This window comes from Actinomadura sediminis (assembly GCF_042675525.1).
In the GTDB taxonomy this organism is placed as follows: Bacteria; Actinomycetota; Actinomycetes; order Streptosporangiales; family Streptosporangiaceae; genus Spirillospora; species Spirillospora sediminis.
Map to the genome: position 1 here is coordinate 132,590 of NZ_JBHTJA010000001.1, position 19,369 is coordinate 151,958.

Annotated in this window: 18 protein-coding genes; 1 reads left to right on the top strand and 17 read right to left on the bottom strand. The window is 76.6% G+C overall.

Annotated features, from left to right (window positions below; genetic code table 11):
* Positions 1–8: 8 nt before the first annotated feature.
* The 17 genes from ACFQ11_RS00595 to ACFQ11_RS00675 all read right to left on the bottom strand — a co-directional run bounded on the left by ACFQ11_RS00595 (position 9) and on the right by ACFQ11_RS00675 (position 18,728).
* Positions 9–782, bottom strand: coding sequence for an MDR/zinc-dependent alcohol dehydrogenase-like family protein (locus ACFQ11_RS00595; RefSeq protein WP_378295685.1), 774 nt, complete (start codon positions 780–782; stop codon positions 9–11).
* An 18-nt stretch (positions 783–800) separates the two neighbouring features.
* Positions 801–1,322, bottom strand: coding sequence for a carboxymuconolactone decarboxylase family protein (locus tag ACFQ11_RS00600; protein WP_378295686.1), 522 nt, complete (start codon positions 1,320–1,322; stop codon positions 801–803).
* Positions 1,319–2,104, bottom strand: coding sequence for a class I SAM-dependent methyltransferase (locus tag ACFQ11_RS00605; protein WP_378295687.1), 786 nt, complete (start codon positions 2,102–2,104; stop codon positions 1,319–1,321). The genes ACFQ11_RS00600 and ACFQ11_RS00605 overlap by 4 nt, the downstream gene beginning before the upstream one ends.
* Positions 2,101–3,711, bottom strand: coding sequence for a class I adenylate-forming enzyme family protein (locus ACFQ11_RS00610; protein ID WP_378295688.1), 1,611 nt, complete (start codon positions 3,709–3,711; stop codon positions 2,101–2,103). Before ACFQ11_RS00610 ends, ACFQ11_RS00605 begins: the two co-directional genes overlap by 4 nt.
* Before the next feature lie 290 nt (positions 3,712–4,001).
* Positions 4,002–5,648 (bottom strand): CoA transferase, encoded by a 1,647-nt coding sequence (locus ACFQ11_RS00615; protein ID WP_378295689.1) that lies wholly within the window; start codon positions 5,646–5,648, stop codon positions 4,002–4,004.
* The gene (locus ACFQ11_RS00620; protein WP_378295690.1) at positions 5,639–7,252 is read right to left on the bottom strand and encodes a class I adenylate-forming enzyme family protein; all 1,614 of its coding nucleotides are present in this window, start codon (positions 7,250–7,252) and stop codon (positions 5,639–5,641) included. The genes ACFQ11_RS00615 and ACFQ11_RS00620 overlap by 10 nt, the downstream gene beginning before the upstream one ends.
* Entirely contained in the window at positions 7,249–8,649 is a 1,401-nt protein-coding gene (locus tag ACFQ11_RS00625) for a protoporphyrinogen/coproporphyrinogen oxidase (protein WP_378295691.1), read from the bottom strand. Before ACFQ11_RS00625 ends, ACFQ11_RS00620 begins: the two co-directional genes overlap by 4 nt.
* Positions 8,646–9,608: a UbiA family prenyltransferase gene (locus ACFQ11_RS00630; RefSeq protein WP_378295692.1), complete on the bottom strand. Its 963-nt coding sequence runs from the start codon at positions 9,606–9,608 to the stop codon at positions 8,646–8,648. Before ACFQ11_RS00630 ends, ACFQ11_RS00625 begins: the two co-directional genes overlap by 4 nt.
* Entirely contained in the window at positions 9,608–10,795 is a 1,188-nt protein-coding gene (locus ACFQ11_RS00635) for a DegT/DnrJ/EryC1/StrS family aminotransferase (protein ID WP_378295693.1), read from the bottom strand. The genes ACFQ11_RS00630 and ACFQ11_RS00635 overlap by 1 nt, the downstream gene beginning before the upstream one ends.
* Positions 10,792–11,964, bottom strand: a complete 1,173-nt coding sequence (locus ACFQ11_RS00640) for a DegT/DnrJ/EryC1/StrS family aminotransferase (protein ID WP_378295694.1) — start codon at positions 11,962–11,964, stop codon at positions 10,792–10,794. Before ACFQ11_RS00640 ends, ACFQ11_RS00635 begins: the two co-directional genes overlap by 4 nt.
* 152 nt (positions 11,965–12,116) lie before the next feature.
* Positions 12,117–12,644 (bottom strand): EF-hand domain-containing protein, encoded by a 528-nt coding sequence (locus tag ACFQ11_RS00645; protein ID WP_378295695.1) that lies wholly within the window; start codon positions 12,642–12,644, stop codon positions 12,117–12,119.
* A gap of 249 nt (positions 12,645–12,893) precedes the next feature.
* Positions 12,894–13,316 (bottom strand): DUF6917 domain-containing protein, encoded by a 423-nt coding sequence (locus tag ACFQ11_RS00650; protein WP_378295696.1) that lies wholly within the window; start codon positions 13,314–13,316, stop codon positions 12,894–12,896.
* Entirely contained in the window at positions 13,313–14,209 is an 897-nt protein-coding gene (locus ACFQ11_RS00655; protein WP_378295697.1) for a Gfo/Idh/MocA family protein, read from the bottom strand. The genes ACFQ11_RS00650 and ACFQ11_RS00655 overlap by 4 nt, the downstream gene beginning before the upstream one ends.
* Positions 14,206–15,246: an Ldh family oxidoreductase gene (locus ACFQ11_RS00660; protein WP_378295698.1), complete on the bottom strand. Its 1,041-nt coding sequence runs from the start codon at positions 15,244–15,246 to the stop codon at positions 14,206–14,208. The genes ACFQ11_RS00655 and ACFQ11_RS00660 overlap by 4 nt, the downstream gene beginning before the upstream one ends.
* 110 nt (positions 15,247–15,356) lie before the next feature.
* Positions 15,357–16,883, bottom strand: coding sequence for a M20/M25/M40 family metallo-hydrolase (locus tag ACFQ11_RS00665; RefSeq protein WP_378295699.1), 1,527 nt, complete (start codon positions 16,881–16,883; stop codon positions 15,357–15,359).
* A complete protein-coding gene (locus ACFQ11_RS00670; RefSeq protein ID WP_378295700.1) occupies positions 16,880–17,737 on the bottom strand; it encodes a sugar phosphate isomerase/epimerase family protein in 858 nt (285 codons plus the stop codon). The genes ACFQ11_RS00665 and ACFQ11_RS00670 overlap by 4 nt, the downstream gene beginning before the upstream one ends.
* Entirely contained in the window at positions 17,727–18,728 is a 1,002-nt protein-coding gene (locus tag ACFQ11_RS00675) for a Gfo/Idh/MocA family oxidoreductase (RefSeq protein WP_378295701.1), read from the bottom strand. The genes ACFQ11_RS00670 and ACFQ11_RS00675 overlap by 11 nt, the downstream gene beginning before the upstream one ends.
* Before the next feature lie 261 nt (positions 18,729–18,989).
* Here ACFQ11_RS00675 and ACFQ11_RS00680 point away from each other — a divergent pair, with 261 nt between their 5' ends.
* Entirely contained in the window at positions 18,990–19,337 is a 348-nt protein-coding gene (locus ACFQ11_RS00680) for a hypothetical protein (protein ID WP_378295702.1), read from the top strand.
* The last annotated feature ends 32 nt before the right edge of the window (positions 19,338–19,369 follow it).

Consider the following 19,369-nt stretch of genomic DNA (forward strand, 5'->3'; position numbering starts at 1 on the left):
TTTCGTGATCAAACGGCGCGCGCGCCGTCCTCGTCCGTCGAGGGCGCGGTGCCGGTGCCGCCCAGGGCGGCGGAGACGTCGCCCGCCTTCCGGACGGCGAGGACCGTGAGACCCGCCGTCGCCGCGGCCATCACCGGCCACAGCCCGGGGATGAGCCACACGGACCATCCCCCGGCCGCCACCAGGATCCCGAGGGCGAGCGAGCCCGCCGCCTGGGCGCCGGTGAACCAGAGGAGGCCGGTCAGCGCCCGGGGCGGCTCCTCATCGGCGCGGCGCCGCAGCCGCCACCCGCTCGCCGCGATCACCAGCAGGCCGGTGGGGCCGAGGACGACCACGGTCCCCATGGCCGCCTCCGCGAACCCGCCGGGGTTCGCCTCCGTCTCCTGCACGCCGCCCGGCGCGGCGATCTCCACGACCTCGCCGCGCCAGATCGTGCCGACGACCGTGTCGCCGTCGTCCAGGTCGTCCAGCAGGGGCTCGTTGCTCTTGAACTCGGTCGGCCGCTCGCGGCCCGAGCGGTCGGTGAGCGTCGCCGTGATCTCGCTGTGCCTGCCCGCGTACAGCCGGATCGCGGAGATCGTGAACTCCTGCTTCCAGCGGCAGTCGGCGGGTTCCCGCGGCGCGGCCGGGCAGGCCGCCGCGGAGTCGAACGCGCGCTGCTCGGCGAGCCGCCCCGGCAGGCCGGCCAGCGCCGCCAAGGCGGCGCCGAGCACGCACACGACCCCGAAGACGAGCCAGCCCACCGCGACGGTGACGGTCGTCCGGGAGTTTCGGGCATTCATAACCGGAATAGTGCCATGTCACCCGCCCTCGTCGGCCGCCAACGCCGATGCGGCGATCCCCACCCGGTTCCACGCGTTGATCGCGGCGATCGTCCACATCAGGTGCGCCAGCCGCGCGTCGTCGAAGTGGTCGCGCGCGGCGTCGAGCACCCGCTGCGGGACGCCCTCGCCGATCGCCGTCATCGCCTCCGTGAGGGCGAGCGCCGCGCGCTCCGCGTGGCTGAACAGCGGGCTGCCGCGCCAGGACGCGAGCGCCCGCAGGCGGCGCTCGTCCTCGCCGAACCGGCGCGCGGCGTCGGTGTGCATCGCCAGGCACATCCCGCAGCCGTTGAGCTGGGACGCGCGGATCCGGACGAGCTCGGCGAGCGACGGGTCGAGCCCGGCGCCCGCGGCGGCGTCGAACGCGGCCATCGCGGCGTGCGCGTCGGGTGCGGCGGCGCGGACGTCGAACCGCCGCCCGTCCCGCGCGTCCCCGGGGTGCGCGTTCCCGTACTGCGTGTCCCCGTACTGCGCGTCCCCGTACTGCGTGTGCGTCGTCATCGGTCCTCCCGTGGGCGTCGGCCCTGGACGGAGTACATGGTGTAGGAGCGGGCCCGGAAGCCCGGGTCGCCGAGCAGCTCCCGGACGTCGTCGAGCTGCCCGGGCGTCATGCCCTCGCGGACCAGCCCGTCGTGCAGGTGCCGCGCGTGGTGCGCGAGGAGCCGCAGGCCCGGCGACCCCGCGTCCCACGGCTCGGCGCGGGAGCGGGCGACGACCCCGGTGAGCCCCGCCGCGACCATCGCGCGCACCACCTGCCGTCCCCACGCGACGTCGATCCCGGCCCGGGCCATCAGCCGGTTCTTCGCCGCGGTGAACGTCTCGTACAGTTCCCGCGCGGCCGGGCTCGGGACGCGCAGCGCGGGCGCGGCCGACGCGTCGAACTCGTCGAGCTGCAGGACGCCGCCCGGCTTGAGCGCGCGGACGAGCCGGGCGAGCACCCGGTCGCGGTCGGGCAGCAGCCGCAGGACGAGCCGGGCGTGCACGAGGTCGTACTCGCCGTCCGGCAGCGGGTCGCGGGCGATGTCGTGCCGCGTCACCCGCGGACCCGCGGCCCGCGGGTCGGGCCGGACGTCCGTCGCGACCACGCGCCCGCCCGGCGCGACCCGCCGGTCCAGCCACGCGGCGACGCTCCCGTCGCCCGCGCCGACCTCCAGGCACCGCCAGCCCGGCCCGACGCCCGTCCGGGCGAGGTTCTCCACGGTCATCGGGTCGTACGCCTCGCCCAGCAGGCGGTGCCGCTCGCGGGCGTCCTCGTCCCGGTCGCCGAAGGTGGCCGTGCTCACCGGCCGCTCCCCGCGTCGGCGGGCACGGCGCGCTCGGCGGCGAGCCGCGCGAGCGTCGCGGCGCACACCTTCCCGGTGGGCCCGAGCGGCAGTTCGTCCAGCACGAGGAACCGTTCCGGGAGCCGCCGCTTGTCGAGGCCGCGTTCACGCAGGTGGTCCAGCATCGCGGCGGGCGTCGGCGGCGGCGTCCCGCGCGGCGGCGCGACGCACGCGCACATGCGCTCGCCGAGGTCGCGGTCCCGGACGGGCACGCAGTGCACGTCCGCGACGCCCGGGTGGGTGCTCAGTTCCCGCTCCACGTCCGCCGGGGACAGGCCGACGCCGCCGCGGATCACGACGCGTTTCAGCCGGTCGAGCACCCAGAGCGTCCCGTCCGGGTCGAGGCGGCCGAGGTCGCCGCTGCGCACCCACCCGCCGGGGGCGCGGTGCCGCGCGTCCAGCTCGGGGGCGGCGACGTAGCACAGCGGCGTCATCGGGCCGAGCGCCCAGATCTCGCCCGCCTCGCCCGGCGGCAGCGGCCGCCCCCGCGGGTCGCGGACGCTGATCTCCGCGACGTCCGGGTCGGGGACGCCCGCGAGGCCCGGCCGCCACCCGCCCGGGTCGCGGCCGGTGTGGCAGTTGACGCCGTCGCTCGACCCGTAGATGTTGACGGGCGCGGTCCCGAACCGGCGCGCGCACGCCTCCACGACGTGCCCGTGCACCGGGCCCGCGCTGGACACGACCGCGCGCAGCGACGACACGTCCGCCTCGACGTCCGCCTCGGTCATCCGCCACAGCATCGTCGGGACGCCGAACAGGTGCGTCGGCCGGTGCCGTTCGACGGCGCGCAGCGCCGCCGCCGCGTCGAACCGGGGCAGCAGGACGAGCGTGCCGCCGAGCCGCGCGAGGATCACCGACGTCCCGAGCGACCCGTACGCGGACGCCAGCGACACCAGCAGCAGCGCCCGCATCGGCGCGCCGCCGCCGAGCGCCGCGACGTAGTTGCCGCGCCCGCCCGCCATCGCGTTGTGCGAGTACGCGACCATCTTCGGCGCCGACTCCGACCCCGACGACACGAGCAGCCGCGCGGGTGCCTCGGGGTCCGGCCGCGCGGGCCGCCAGGCCCGGACGTCCGCCGCGCCCGCGTCGTCGAGCAACCGCGCGCCGTCGCCGGACCCGTCGATCCGGCGGTGCGGCGTCCACACCCGGGTGCCGGACGGGACGTCGACCGCGTCGATCATTCCGGGCACGGTGACGAGCGCGGCCGCGCGCGACAGCTCGAGCAGCCGCGCGACGTCGCGCGGCCCCCGCGTGTGCGGGATCGCCAGCGCGACCGCCCCGATCGCCGCGACCGCCAGCTCGGCGACGACCGCGTCCCGCCCGTTCGGCAGCAGCACGGCGATGATGTCGGCGGCCCCGTGCCCGCCCGCGGCGAGCGCCGCGGCGGCCCGCCGCACGCGCCCGTCCAGCTCGGCGTAGCTCAGCGCGCCCGCGTCGTCGACGACCGCGTCCCGCCCGGGCGCGTCCCGCACCCTTTCGCGGAACAGCTCGTACAGATCCCGCCCGGGACACGCGCCCCGCGCGACCCATTCCGCCCGCAACCCGGCGGGCACGAGGTCGGCGATCACGATGCCGTTCCCCGACCTCCACACACCGGACGCGGAAGCCGCCGCACCCGCATGTCCCCCGCCGGCCGCCCGGGACGCGGGAGGCGAGCCGAGCGCGGTGGCTCCAGGCGCCGCGGCCGTCTGGTGGGCGGCGACCGACCCGGGAGCGCCGGCCGCCCCGGGTCCGGTGGCCGCATCCGGAGGAGCGGACGAGCCGGGAGCCGGGGGCGAGGGTGGGCCGGTTTCCGGCGCGGGTTCGTCGGGTGCTTCCGGCGCGGCGGGTTCGGGGGTGGCGGGGAGTCGGGCGGGGGTCATGGGCGGAGCTCCCTGGTGTGGTCGAAGGTCCATGGGGCGCGGCTGTAGGAGGCGGTGCCGTCGCTCTCGAAGAGAGCCGCGTAGGCCGGGTCGGCGGCCATCGCGGCGAGGTCGGAGACGACGGGAGCGCGCGGGGCGTCGTCCACAGGGCTGTGGACGACGACGCGGAGCAGGCGCGCGGCGTCGATCAGCGCCGTCCCGGCGCGGACGCCCGCGCCGGTGCGGGCGCGGGCGAGCAGGGCGGCGACGGCGCCTTCGGCGGCGATGAGGCCGCCGAGGACGTCCGTGATCGTCAGCAGCGTCGGGCCGGACACGAGGGACGCGACGCCCGAGTGGGCCTGCACGAGGTAGTCGGTGCCCATCGGCTGCGGCGCGGGGAGGGCGTCGGCCCAGCCGCCGGCGTGCGCGTACACGAGGGACGGGCGGACGGCCGCGAGGTCGGCGGCGTCGAGGCGGAAGCGGGCGGCGCGGCCGGGCGGCCAGTTCTGCAGGAACACGTCGGCGGACGCGGCGAGCCGCAGGGCCGTGTCCCGCCCGGCCTCCGTCTTGAGGTCGGCCTCGACGGCGGACTTGCCGCGGTTGAGGGCGCGGAAGCGGGCCGAGCAGCCGCCGGACATGGGCGGGACGCCGCGCAGCGGGTCGCCGCCGGGCGGTTCGAGCCGGACGACGCCGGCGCCGAGGAGGCCGAGGGCGTGCCCGGCGAGGGGGCCCTGCACCCGGTTCGTCGACTCGACGACGCGCAGACCCGCGAGGGGGCCGCGCCCGGGCGGCGGGGGTTCGGGCGGCAAGGGTTCGGGCGGTGCGGCGGGCGGCGTGAGGGCGCGCAGCCGCCACGGGGAGGCCGGGGCGGGCGGCGGCGGCACGGTCGCCGCGCGGACCGGCAGGACGCTGACGCCCGCGGCGTCGGCGGCGTCGCGGACGGCGCGGAAGTCGTGCTCGCCCGCGGCCTTCCCCAGATCCGGGGGGAGCGTGCAGGTCGCGGTGGCGAAGCGCTGCTGGAACGGGGGCCAGCCGTGGACGATCGCGGCCCGGCCGGCGCCGAGCGCCGACCAGAACCACAGCCAGCGTTCGGCGTCGAAGGTCTCGACTTCGAACAGGACGCCGTCGGACGAGCGGAACGGCGGCGTCCGTTCGGCGTCGCCGGACGGCTCGGCGGGACGGTCCGCGCCGGGTTCGGCGGTCGCGACCGCGACGTACTGGGTGAGGGCGAACGCCGCGGCCTGCGCGACGGACGTGGCCGCGGCGACGTCCGTCCGGCCGTGCAGGGCGGCGAGCGCGGCGGCGGTGAACGCCTGCGCGGCGAGGACGCCCGCGCAGACGGACGCGAAGTCGACGGGCAGGACGCGGGGGCCGCCGGTGGCGCGCCCGTGGACCTGCATGACGCCGCAGGCGGCCTGCACGTCGCGCTCGCCGCGCATCGGCACGGCGACGGGACCGGACCAGCCGATCCGGCATTCGGGGAGCGCGCCGCCGAACGGGGTGCGGACGGCGGTGAGGCGTCCGGCGGGGGCGTCCGGCGGGGCGGCCGGGCCGCGCTCGACCGTGCAGCCGAGCGCGCGCAGCCGGGCCGCCGCGACGCGCAGCGGGAGCGTGTCGCCGGACGCGCGGACGGTCGTCCCGGCGAGGGGGCGCGTCACGTCCATCGGCCCGTCCCGTAGGTCTCGGGGGCGAGGCCGAGCCGTTCGCGCAGCGCCGCGCGCCGCACCTTGCCGGTGCCGGTGCGCGGTATCTCGTCCCAGGTGAGGACGACCGGTTCGGCGAGTTCCGGCAGGTCGGCGGTCGCGTCGCGCCAGGCCTCCGGGTCGAGTGCGCCGTGCTCGGTGACGGCGACGGGCAGCGACGGGCGGCCGGGGACGCTGAGGACGACGCACTCGACGACGCCGGGCAGCCGGTCCTCGATGACGTCCTCGAGTTCGGCGGCGCCGTTGCCCTCGGGGACGGCGTCGGCCTCCCGGTCGAGCAGGAGCAGCCGCCCGTCGCGGGTGCGGACCCCGATGTCGCCGGTCATGAACCAGCGGCCCGCGCGCTTGCGCTCGAACCGGGACCGTTCGGCGACGTACCCGTCGGCGAGCGCCCGGGTGGCGCAGACGACGAGGCCGGGGGTGCCGCGCGGGACGGGCCGCAGGGTGGCGCGGTCGAGGACGCGCAGCCGGGTGCGGCCGGGGACGGGACGGCCGAGGTCGCGGGTGGTCGGGTGCCGTTCGCGTTCGGCGGCGAGGGCGCGGCGGGTGAGGAACCGGAAGGTGAGCGGGCCGGTCTCGCTCTGCCCCCAGCCCTGCAGCCACACGGGGCGCGGGTGCCGGGTGGCGGCGAGGAACGTCCGGACGGTCGGGGGGTGCACGGCGTCGAACGTGCTGATGAAGAGCCGAACGCGGTCGAACGGGTGGTCGTCGCCGGCCCGGGCCCGGGACCGCCAGCGGACGAACGTGGCGGGCTGGGCCTCGACGACGGTGGGCCGGTGCCGGTCCAGCAGGGGCCCGGCCTCGTCCCAGCGGGAGCCGGGGATCGCGAGCAGCGCGCGGGGGCCGTGGGTGAGCGCGACGGCCGTCCAGGCGAGGGCGCGGCCGTGCACGAACGAGAACGATCCGGCGACGACGTCGTCGGGGCGGGCGGACAGCAGCGGCCAGCGGTGCGCCTCGAACCCGGCGAGGCGGCGCAGCAGCGTGCGGGTGGTGTGCGCGACGAGCTTCGGGACGCCGGTGGTGCCGGACGTGTGCACGATCGCCAGCGGGCGGTCGACCGGCGGGCGGTACGGGGCCGGGGCGGTCGCGCCGCGCACGTCGTCGAGGGTGAGCGCGCCGGGGGCCCGCCCGTCGAGGACGAGCGTCCGGGCGGCGCGGGACTCGGGGGCGCGGCCCGCCGTCCAGCTCGCGGCGAGCCGCGCCGCGTCGGTGACGAGCAGCGCCGGGTCGAGCCGTCCGAGCAGGGTGTCGAGGACGTCGGCGTCCAGGTGGGCGGACAGCGGCGCGGGGACGGCGCCGATGCGGGCGGCGGCGCAGCACAGCAGCACCGTGTCCCAGTGGTCGCGCTTGGCGATCGCGATCCGGTCGCCGCGCCCGGCGCCGGCGGCGGCGAGCCACCCGGCGGCGTCCCGGACGAGCCCGGCGAGGGCGGGCAGCGCGTGGACGGTGCCGAGGCCGGGCGCGATGTCGAGCGGGCGGCTGAGGTGCACGGTCGTCGGGCGGCCCCGGTCGGCGACGTCGTCGAACAGGGTGCCCAGCTCGATGCGGCGGGCGAACGGGGTCATCGGCTCACCTCCGGGAGACGGTCGGGTGCCGGGGCGCCGCGGCCGCCGTCGAGGTGCGCGGCGACACGCGCGGCGGCCGTCCCGCCGGACGCGACGGCGCCCTCGCTGCACGGCCGCAGCACCGTCCAGTCGCCCGCGTACTCGACGGCCGCGACGGGGCGGCGCGCGAACGCGGCGCGCAGCCCCAGCGCGCGCGGCGTCGCCTCCGGCAGCCCGTACCGGAACCGCGACACCCGGACGTGCTCGACGTGCCGGGACACGCCGGGCACGAGCCGTTCGGCGCGGGCCAGCAGCCGGTTCGCCACCGCGTCGTCGGGCGCGCCGACGAGTTCGGCGGTGCCGCGCGGCGAGGTGATGAGCGACAGCAGCCCGCGCCCGCCGGGCGCCCGCCCGGGATGCTTGTGGTGGTCGGCGGTGACGGCGCCGAGCAGCGGGTCCTCGGCGTCGGGGACGAGCGTGGCGAACCGGGGGCGGGTGCCGCGCGGCGCGAGCGGACGGTCCAGGACGAGGCTGACGCGGAGCATCGGCGCGTACCCGCAGGCCAGCAGGTAGTCGCGGGCCGCGGGCGGGGCGTCGGGGTGCAGCCGGGCCGCGACGGGCGCGGGCACGGCCAGCACCGCCGCGCGGGCCGTCACGGTCCCGCGCGGCGACTCGACGCGGACCGCGCCGGGCCCGCCGGTCACGCGCGTGACCGGATGGTCGGCGACGACGTCGAGGCGGGCCGCGAGCGCCCGGGCGAGGGCGTCCATCCCGTCGCGGTAGGTGCGCCAGCCGCCGGAGCCGCCGGACGACGCCAGGTGCGCGGCGAACGGGGCGGCGGCGGAGCGTTCGGGGTCCCAGCCGAAGAACCCGGCGACCAGCGGATGCACGAGGTATTCGCGCAGGTCGGGGTGGTACGGCCGGACGAGTTCGGCGATCGTCGCGGCGCCGAGCGAGGTGTGCTCGGGGCGCTGCGGGTCGAGGTCGCCGAGCCGGGCGAGCCGCGCCTGGAGCCGCACCAGGTCGAGGCGCGCCCGCAGCGGCAGGCCCGCGCCGGTCAGCAGCCCGAGGGGGCGGCCGACGTGCGGGCGGGCGCGGCCGCCGCGCCACACGGCGAGCGCGTCGGGGACCCGCGGGACGGCGCCCGGGTCGGCGTCGAGGCCGAGCGCGGAGATCAGCCGCCACGTCGCCGGGTACGCGGGGTGTTCGGGGAACATCTCGGCGCCGATGTCGATCAGGCAGCCGTGCTCGCGGACCGTCCGCATGCGTCCCCCGACGGCGCCGGCGGCCTCGAACACCCGGACCGTCCGGCCCGCCTCGGCGAGCGCGTGCGCGGCGGCCAGCCCGGCGGGGCCCGCGCCGACGACGGCGACGTCGAGGTCGGTCGTGCCGCGGTCGGTCGTGCCGCGGTCGGTCATGACGCGACCCCGGTGGCCACCAGGTTCGCCGCCACCAGCAGGACCACGGTGACGCGGTGGGCGTGGATCGCGATGCGGCGGGCCCGCAGGATGTCGCCGCGGAACCCGATCACGAGGTGCGCGAGGCGCATCGCGACGACGGGCAGGAGCACGGCCGGGAACCACCACGGCGCCGCCCCGGCCGCCGCCGAACCCGCGATCAGCAGCACCTGCGCGGCGGTCATCGCGGCGACGAACACGCGGTGCGTCCGCGCGGACACGAGCGTCGCGACGGTGATGCGGCCCGCGTCCCGGTCGCCGTCCGCGTCGTTCGTGTTCGAGTAGAGCCCGAACAGCATCGGCCCCGCGCCGAACACGATCGCCTGCACGATCACGAACCCGGACGCCGCGCCCGTCAGCAGCGCGTACGGGACGAGCGTCCAGCCGATCCCGAGCCCGATCAGGAAGATCTCCTGGAAGCCGCGGTAGCTGAGCTTCAACCCCCACGAGTACTGCACGGACGCGGCGACGCACACCGCCGCCAGCACGATCGCCCACAGCGGCCGGTGCGGGGCCGCCGCGACGCTCGCCGCCCACAGCACCGCGCCGGCGACCGTCGCCGACCACGCGAACCGCAGCGCCTGCACCTCGGTGAGCGTCCCCGCCACCAGCGGCTTGCGGTGCAGGCGGCGCCGCGCGGCGTCCGAGCCGTAGTTCGCGGCGTCGCTGCCGTCGCGGAACCCGGTGATGTCGTCGAAGCCGACCATGGCGGCCACGACGACGATCTCCGCGATCAGCACGAGGCCGAGCAGCCCGAACGTCCCGCCGTCCCAGCGGACGGCCGGGGCGAGCAGCGCCCACACCAGCAGCAGGCCGAGGTAGTAGTCGTAGATGTCGAGCTTGGCCAGGCGCGCGTAGGCGGCGAGGCCGCCGGCCCGGGACGCGCCCGGCCCGGCGAGGGTCGTCGTCTGGTGCGTCATCACCGCTCCCGGTTCGGGTGGGGGTCGGGGTGGGCGTCCGCGAACGCGCAGACGGCGTCCGCGATGTGCTCCACCTGGGCGTCGGTCAGGTGCGGGTACAGCGGCAGGGAGATGTTGCGGCGGGCGGCGGACTCGGCGTTCGGCCACGCCGCCCCGGGCGCGGCGTGCGGCGCGAACGCGGGCTGGGCGGGGAGCGGGCGCGGGTAGTAGACGTGCGCGGCGATGCCGCGCGCGGCCAGGTGGGCGCGCAGCTCGTCGCGCCGCCCGGTGAGGACCGTGTACACGTAGGGGAAGCGGCCGTCGCCGCCGGCCGGCGGCGCGACCAGGCCCCGGTCGGCGAGCGGCGCGAACCGGCGGGAGTAGTACGCGGAGATCTCCGCGCGCCGCGCCAGCCGCGCGTCCAGCCCCGGCAGGCGGTGGAGCTGGAACAGCGCCATCACCTCGTCGAACCGGCTGTTGTGCCCGACGCGGTGGTGGACGAACCGGTGGACGCCGTCCTGCCCGTGGTTGCGCAGCATCCGCACGGCGCGGCCCAGGCCGGCGTCGCGGGTGAGGACGACGCCGCCCTCCCCCGGCATCCCGAACGTCTTCACCTGCACGAACGAGTACACCCCGGCGTCGCCCCAGCAGCCCGCCGGGCGGCCCGCGAGGGTGCCGCCCTGCGCGAGCGCCGAGTCCTCGACGAGGCGCAGGCCGTGCCGGTCGGCGAGGGCGCGGAACGCGGGCATGTCCGCCATGACCGAGAACATGTGGGCGGGCATGAGCGCCTTCGTGCGCGGCCCGATCAGCGCCTCGGCGGCGGCCGGGTCGATCGTCAGCCGGACCGGGTCGATGTCGGCGAACACCGGGCGGGCGTCGGCGTCCAGGACGGTCGCGGCGAGCGGCGCGCAGCCGAACGCGGGCACCACGACCTCGTCGCCGGGGCCGACGTCCATCGCCGCCAGCAGCAGCGACAGCCCGGACGTGCCGCTCGAACACGCCACGACGTCCGCGGTGCCGGGGCCGAGTCGGTCGCCGAGCGCGCGTTCCAGGCGGGCGGTGTGCTCCCCGAGGATGAACCGCTGCCCGGGGCCGGTGCCGACGGCGCGGACGGCGTCCAGCAGCGCCTCCCGGTCGCCGTCGAACAGGTCGGGCGGGAAGAACGGGACGGTCACCGGGACGGGCGGGGTGATGGGCGGGGCGGTCACCTGACCCGCCTCCTTCCGGCGTAGAAGCGTTCGATCTCGTCGCACACCCGGTCGGCGTGCTCGTCGGGCAGGTCGGGGTACAGCGGCAGCGCGAGGGCGGCGGCGCACGCCGCCTCCGCGCGGGGGAAGTCGCCGGCCCGGTGCCCGAGGTACGCGAAGCACGGCTGGAGATGCAGCGGGCGCGGGTAGTAGACCTCGGTGCCGATGCCGCGGGCGGCGAGGTGCGCGGCGAGCGCGTCACGGTCGTCCACCTCGACCAGGTGCACGTACACGACCCGTCCCGTGCCGGGGCGGGGCGGCGCGTCCCCCGGCGTGCGCCGCACGCCCGGCACGTCCCGCAGCCGCGCGTCGTAGCGGGCGGACAGTTCGGCCCGCCGCGCGATGTCGGCGTCGAGTCGGCCGAGCTTGCCGAGCAGGACGGCCGCCTGCACGTCGTCCATCTTGCTGTTGCGGCCCGGCACGACCGTGGCGTTCGCGATGCCGGCGAAGTCGCCGAGCGTCCGCCCGCCGCGCCCGTGGTGCCGCAGCATCCGGACCGTCTCGGCGACGGCGTCGTCGTCGGTGAGGACGGCGCCCGCGTCGCCGATCGCGCCGAGCGTCTTCGCGGGGAAGAACGACAGCGCGCCGCCCGCGCCGCGCAGCCCCGCGTGGGCGCCGTCGACCCGCATGCCGATCGCCTCGGCGCTGTCCTCCACGAGCGTCAGGCCGTGCCGCCGCGCGACCTCGGCGAGGCCGCGCAGGTCGGCGGGCCGGTCGAACAGGTGGACGGGCATGACCATCCGGGTGCGGGGGGTGACGCGGGCGTCCGCCGCCGCCGGATCGAGCCCGTACCCGCCGCTCTCCTCGATGTCGGCGAACACCGGGACGCCCCCGGCGAGCACCACGGACGTCGCCGTCGCGATGAACGAGTACGCGGGGACGATCACCTCGTCGCCCGGCCGGAGCCCCGCGGCCCGCAGCAGCAGCACCAGCGCGTCCGTCCCCGAGTTGACGGCCGCGACGTGCCGGGCACCGGTCCATAGTTCGAGTGCCCGCTCGAGTTCGGCGACCTTCGCGCCGTGCGAGAACTTTCCATTGTCGATAACGTCGTTCAGATGTCGTCGGATGCCGTCCCATTCGGCGTCGAACGTCGCCGCCTGGGTGAAGAACGGAATCGTCTGGCCGGTCATTGTTCGCACGTTTCCCCGCACGTTCGAGAGTCGGCGGCGGAACCGTCCGGGAGAGCGCCGGCACCGGATGCCGTGACGAGGGTTCCGGTACCGGCGCCTCCCGGACGGCCCGTCATTTCCGGGACGGCCCGGTCAGCGGCCGGGGCGCCCGGTCAGCGGCCGAGCAGCGGGATGTCGTTGCGGCCGAGGTGGTAGTCGCGCACCGCGTCCACCAGCTCGTCCACCGAGAGCTTGCCGCTGTTGTCGGCGTCGAGCTGGCGGAACGCGCTGTCGGCCACCTCGGGGCTCAGCCCGATCGCGGCGAACCAGCCGTGCATCTCCGCCGGGGAGATCTCGCCGTCGCCGCTCTTGTCGAGGACCTTGACGATCGCCTGGATCGTGGGCCGCACGACCTCGGCGAAACCCTCGTCGCCCTTGCCGATGATCTCCTTCTCGGCGGCCTCCAGGAACTGGGGCCGGCTCATCTTGTCGGACCCGGCCGCCGCCGAGAGCCGGTCGAACATGCCGAGGTAGGCGTCCTTGAGCTCGTCCGCCGCCGGGGTGCCCTGCGCACCGAGCCGGGAGATGATCTCGTCCGCCTCGCGCTCGAAGTCGGCCCGCTCGATGGTGCCGTTGCCGTTGTTGTCCCAGAGCCGGAACCGCTCCTCGAGGCGGTTCTCCTGCTTCGTCGCCATGACCATTGGACGTTCCTTTCTGCATCCGCGGTGCGGGATGCGGAGGGTCGAATCGGGTGTTTTCAGGGGGCGAATCGAACTCCCGACCCCACACCACTGAGATTGCCTAATCCAGCTCGCCCGAACCATGCGGCGGAGGTAAGACCCGCATATCCGTCCATCGAATTCCACATCACCGGAGGCGTCTATTTAATTTGGGCATGCGGCGGCCGACACAATGGCGAATTCGGTCATTTCCCGGCGTTGTCGGCGGCGTCAGCCGGACGGGCGGCCCTGGCGGAACACCAGCCGTTCCTCCGGCGCCAGCCCCAGCTCCCCGCCGGGGGCCGGCGGCCCCGGATCGGCCCGCACCAGCACGTTGTAGTGGTTCGGCAGATGGCAGCCGTCGAAGCCGAGCAGCACCCCGACCCGGCGGTGGCCGATCCACAGGACGTCCCCGCGGTCCAGCACCCCGGCGGCGCCGATCTCCGCGAAGCCGAGGAACGCGACCCGGTCGATCCGGGCCCCCGGCGCCGTCTCCGCGTGGTCGGTCGCCACCAGCTCGTGCACCTCGCCCGCCCGCACGCACCGGCTCGCGAACGGCTCCAGCCGCATCCCCCGGTCCCGCCGGCGATGCGTCAGCACCTTCACGAGCGTCCCGTGCACCTCGCGCTTCGCGCCGTCCTCGTCCGGATTCACGCCTTCTCCAGCCGGTACACGTCCTCGACGAGCCGCAGCGCCGCGAGGCCGCCGTCGTACGCGACCCGTCCCCGCACGCACCGCGCGAACGCCCGCAACACCCCGACGTACTCGTGCCACAGCGACCCCTTAAACCCCGGATGCCCGTCGAGCATGTCGGCGCGCAGCGCCCGGCCGTCCGCCAGCCGGACCTCCACGTCCTTGCGCTCGCCGGGATACGACCAGTCGAGCAGCACCCGCGCCCGCGCCGGCCCCGCCCGCAACCCGATGCCGGCCCGCCGGTCGATGCCCGCCGCGTCCCGCTCGATCCGCGCCGACACCGCCTCCGCCGGGCCCAGCAGCAGCCGGACGAGGTCGAACGCGTTCGGCCCGTTGTCGGCGACGCACCCGCCGCCGCACCGCCGCGGGTCCAGGTACCAGCCGTCGTCGCCCGCGTGCTCCTCGATGCGCTCCAGGTACCGGACCGTCATCTCCGCAACCGGCGCGCCCGCGCACTCCCGCGCCAGCCGCTCCACCGCCGCGTTGTGCCGCCGGTGGAACGCGGTGAACAGCGGGACGTCCCGCTGCTCGGCGAGCCGCTCCAGTTCGGCGCCCTCCCCGGCTGTCAACGCCAGCGGCTTCTCCACGCAGACCGCGACGTCCCGCTCCAGGGCGTCCTTGCAGATCCGGTGGTGCACGTCGTTCGGCACCGTCACCACCACCGCGTCCGGGTGCTCCTCCTCCAGCAGCCGCACATGGTCGGTGTGGCCCGGCACCCCGTGCGCGAACGCCTTCCGCGGGTCCTCGTCGCACACCGCGACGAGCCGCAGGTCCGGCGCGTCGCGCAGCGCCGCGAGGTAGAACCGCGAGATCACGCCGAGCCCCACGACGGCGACCCGCAACGGCGGCCTCACCGCCGCACGTCCGGAACCGCGACGCCCGCCCGCACCGCCACCTCGTACAGCTCCCGGTACAGGGCGCCGCCGAGCGGGACGCCGTCCCGCATCCGCTCGCGTGCCCGCTCGTGCTCGTGCCACCCCGGATACCGGACGGGCTCGCCCGGCTCGGCCGCCGGGCAGTCCAGCAGGGCGCCGAACAGCGCGCCCGCGTCCGCCGCGAACCCGTCCCGCCCCGGCGCGACCGCCATCGCGACGAACCCGATGTCGTCGTCGCGTCCACCGCCCAGCGGGCCCAGCCCCGCCCCGGCCACCAGCGCCGCCAGCACCTCCACCGCGACGCCCAGCCCGAACCCCTTGTGCTGCCCCGCCTTCCCGCCGAGCCACAGCAGGTGCGCGCGTCCCGCGTCGAACTTCGCCGGGTCGGTGACCGGGCGGCCCGCGTCGTCCGCGAGCAGCCCCTCGGGGACCGTCCGCCCGTCCCGCGCCGCCTGCCGGATCCGGCCGGTCGGCGCGGCGGTCGTGCTCATGTCGAGGACGAACGGCGGGTGCGGCCCCGCGGGCGCCGCCACGCTCAGCGGGTTCGTCCCTAGCATCGGCGCCGCGCCGCCCGGCGGCCGCGCGATCCGCTGCCCGCCGCAGTTCGCCGCGACCAGCCCCACCATCCCCCGCTCCACGGCCCGCAGCGCGTGCGGCCCTGCGCAGCCGAAGTGCGTCGCGCCCCGCACCGACACCATCCCGACGCCGTGCGACTCGGCGCGGTCGGCGGCGAGGTCCATCGCGGCACCCGCCGACCACAGGCCCAGCGCCCGGCCCGCGTCCACCAGCACCAGCGCGCCCCGGTCGTCCACCACGCGGTGCTCCGCGCGGGGGTCCACCCGCCCCTCGGCGAACAGCGGCAGGTACAGGCGCGTCAGGTTCGCGACCCCGTGCGACTCCATGCCCGCGACGTCGCCGTGGCACAGGGCCCGCGCGGCCGCGCGGGCCCGCTCGCGCGGCACCCCGTGCGCCGCGAACACCGCGGTGGTGAAGTCGACGAGCTCCCCGTAGTCCACCCGGACGCCGGGCTCCGCGGAAGCGGCCGGTGCAGAAGCGGCCGGCGCAGAAGCGGTGGGTTCGGAAGAAGGCAGTACAGAAGAAGGCAGTCGAGAAGACGGCAGTAAGGTCACGATGCTCCGTTCAGATCGTCGGTGAAGGCGATGAGAATCCGGGCGACGTCGTCCGCGAACGCCGCCAGCTCGGCGGCGTCGGCGAACTCGTCCTCGGCGTGCGCGTTGTTGGCCGCGAGGTCGCCGGGCCCGAGCACGACCGTGCACACCCCCGGTACCTGCGACATCCAGATCGCGTCGCACGTGAACCCCGGCTCGTCCGGCGGCCACGGCGGTATCCCCGCGCTCTCCAGCAGCGCGTGCCCCCACGCTGCGCGATCGTCCAGGACGGGCAGGCCGCGCTTCCGCCACTCCAGCCGCGTGATCGCGTGCGCGTCCGCCGCCGTCCGCGCGAACAGCATCGAGTCGCCGAACCGGGCCGCGAACGCGTCGAGGCCCTCCCGCACCGCGGCCTCCACTTCCCGCTCCATGCGGCGGCCCGCGTCCATCGACGCGTACGCGAGGTTCAGCAGCAGCGAACCCGAGCCGTACACCTTGTTGTGCCGCGTCCCCGTGTGCAACCCCGCCACGCACACCGCCGCCTGCGCCGCGTACGGGTCCAGCGCGCGCCCCAGCCACTGCGCCAGGTGCCCCAGGAGGACGCTCGCGTTGTGCCCCTCGCCCGGACGGTCGTCGATCGCGTCCGCGCCCTCCACCACCACCCGCGCGGTCATCGACGCCGTGCACCGGGCGAGGAACCTCCCGCGCGTGGGCTCGCAGAACACGTTCAGCCGTCCCGTGTGCCCCGCCTGCACCAGGGGCCGGGTGCCGAACACGCCCATCGCGCCGCCCTCCTCGCCCCCGACCGCCTGCACCACCACGCCCACGTCCCGCCCGATCGCCGGACGCCGCTCGCGCGCCGCACGGATCCCCGCGAGCAGCGCCACCGCGGGCCCCTTCGCGTCGATCGCCCCGCGCCCCCGGAACCGGACCCCGTCGAACCCGACCGGCTGCACCCCCGCGACCGTGTCCAGGTGCACGTTGAACATCACCGTGCGCCCCGCCGGGACGCCGTCCCGTCCGAGCTTCAACACGAGGTTCGGCTGCGCCGCCAGGAACCCCGGACGCCCCATCGCCTCCCGGACCGCCGCGGGCACGGGCCCCCGCTCCACGTCGTCGAACCCGGCCGCCGCGTGATGCAGCACCCGCATACCGAGCCGCGCCGCGTGCCCCGCGTACGCGTCCTGCGCCGCCCGCAGCCCGTCCCCCGAGCCCCCTTCGAGCGGCCCCGCCGTCGGGATCCGCAGCAGCCGCAGCAGCAGGTCCCGGTCGTCCCCGGTGAGCGGCGAGGGCACCCCGAGCCCGGGCGACCCGCCCGCGACGGACGGCCCACCGGCCGGGGAGCATCCGGCGGGCGCCGTACAGGCGGCGGCGGTGTCATCGGCGGGCGCGGAACCTTCGACCGGCGCGCGTCGCCCACCGACGCACGCACCGGACGAGCACCCGCCGGGCGCGGGCGTCCCGGCGGCCGCCGGACACCCGTCGCCCTCGGGGCGCCGGGCGGGGTCGGGCGGGGCGGGGGGTGTGGAGGCGGACGACGTCATCGGGGGACCTTCGGGGTGAGGGTGGTGGCGACGAGGCGTTCGAGGGCCCGGGCGCAGTCGGCGAAGGCGGCGGGTTCGGGGCGGCCGGGGATCGGGGCGTGGGGGCGCAGGCCCACGTGGGGTTCGAGCGACAGGGCGCCGGTGTAGCCGTGGTCGAACAGGATGCGGAGGCACTCGGCGACGCCGGCGGCGCCCTCGCCGGGCGGGACGTAGGTGACGTCGCCGTCCGGGGCGCGGATCGCGTCCTTCACGTGGACGTGCGCGACGTACGGGACGATCGCGCGCAGCATCGGCGGCGCCGGGTAGCCGTACGGGACGCCGTTGCCGATGTCGAACAGGAGGCGGAAGGCGGGGCTGTCGATGCCGGTGACGAGGTCGAGCATGCGGTCCGCGCGGGCGCCCGCCCAGCCGGCGCAGTTCTCGTGGGCGAGCACGAGGCCGTGGTCCTCCGCGCGGCGGGCCAGTTCGCCGAGGCGCGTGCGGACGCGGCGGCCCCACTCGGGCTCGTCCAGTCCGCCCGACGGGTACGACATGACGCGGACGAGGCGGGTGCCCAGCAGGTCGCAGCGGGCCGCGAGGCGGTCGAGTTCGCGGGTGTCGAGGGAGAAGTCGCCCGTGACGGGGCGCGACCAGTCGCCGATCTTGGACGCGACGCCGATCACCGCGACACCGGCGGCGCGCAGCCGGCCGGCGGCGCGGCGGACGTCGTCCTCGGGGATCCGCGCCAGGGGGACGCCGTCGACGGTGCGCAGTTCCAGGTGGTGCCAGCCGAGTTCGGTGACGGCGGCGAGCTGGCCCGCGAGGTCGGGGGCGGCCTCGTCGCCGATCCCGGCGAACCGGACGTCAGCCGACACCGCGCACCTCCGGCACGGCGGTGCAGCGGCGCTTCGCCTCGGTGAGGAGCCGGACGGCGTCGACCTGCAGCGGCAGCGTCCCGTGCGGGGCCGAGGTGGCGTAGCGCTCGTACGCGTTGCGCAGGAAGGCGGGGAAGGCGTCGTCGTCGAAGGCGGTCCAGGACGTGTCGCCGCCGGGGCGCCCGGTGCGGAGCTGGGCCGTGTGGTCGGCGTCGCTGCACGGGTAGTGGCCGACGAGGACGCCGCCGTCGAACTCGAGGGTGATGCGCCGTTCGCGGACGGGCGAGGTGAGGTCGGAGTCGATCTCGGTGCGGACGCCCGAGCGGTGCGCCAGGCGGAGCCGGGCGCGGCCGAGGCGCGGGACGCGGCGGTCGCCGATGACGAGGTCGTCCAGTGCGGCTTCGGTGATCCGGGCGTCGCCCGCGAGGTGGAGCGCCACGGCGAGCGCGTGCGGCACCTCGACGTCGAACGCGGTCGGGTGGGTGCGGGCGCCGGCGCCGAGCGCGAAGCGCGGCTTGTTCTGCACGACGCGGACGCGGTGCAGGTTCCCGAACCGTCCGCCGGTCACGGCCGCCCGGAGCCGGCGGGTGAGGGCGCTGTCGAGCCAGTGGGTGGCGACGGTGATGTCGAGGTCGTGGCGGCGCCGGATCCGGGCGATGGCGGCGAGGCCCACGAGGTCGACGGCGAGGGGCTTCTCCACGATGACCTTGCGGTAGCCGAGCCCGGCGAGGCGGTCGAGCATCGCCGCCCGCACGTGCGGGGGCGTGCACAGGTGCACGACGGTCCGCGCCGGGGGATGGCAGCGGGCGGCCTCTTCCAGAGCGCCGACGGTGACCACGTGGTCGGCGCCGGCGGGCGGGCGGAACGGGTCGAACGCGACGATCGGCGCCGGGGCCAGCAGTGCGGGCGCGGCGGCGCGGACCTTCGCCAGCGACGGCAGGTGCAGCCGGTGCCCCGCCCTGCCCATTCCGACGATGAGGGTGTGCAACATTGCAGGTCAGTGCCCTTTCCGGTGCGTTCGGGGGTCGCCTGAAGGGCGGTGGAAGGACGCGCGTCCCGGCACCGGGGCACAAGCTAATTCACGGATAGTGAACAGTCAACGACTCTTTGTTAAAGCCTGTAGGCGATCAACGTTTCGCCCTCTGACCAGCGATTGTTACGGCAAGTGACAAGTCAATTGCCGACGGCTATGAATCGGGCCGGACGCGGGCATCACTCTCGCCGTTCCCTCCGACCACCGCAAAGGAGCACCATGCCCAGAACCGCACGGGCCGCCGCCGCCATCGCCCTGGCGGCCGGTCTGCTCACCGCCGCGCCCCCCGCGAGCGCCGCCCCCGCGCAACCCGAAGGCAAGATCGTCGTCTTCGTCACCGAGGGCGCGGAAATCTCGTGGGCGGGCACTGAACTGCGGGAATACCCCGCGTCGTCGTCCTGCCAGTCGTTCCCGCCGGGCGCGCACGTCGTCGCCAATACCAGCAACGGGCGGCTGCTGTTCTTCACCGATCCGTGGTGCACGATGCCCGTCCCGCCGCCGTTCAATTTCATTCGGCCAGGTCACGGGGCACACGTGTCCCCGACCGGCAGTTTCCGGGTCGGCTGACCCCGCCCGCGAACAGGCCCCGCCCCTCGCCG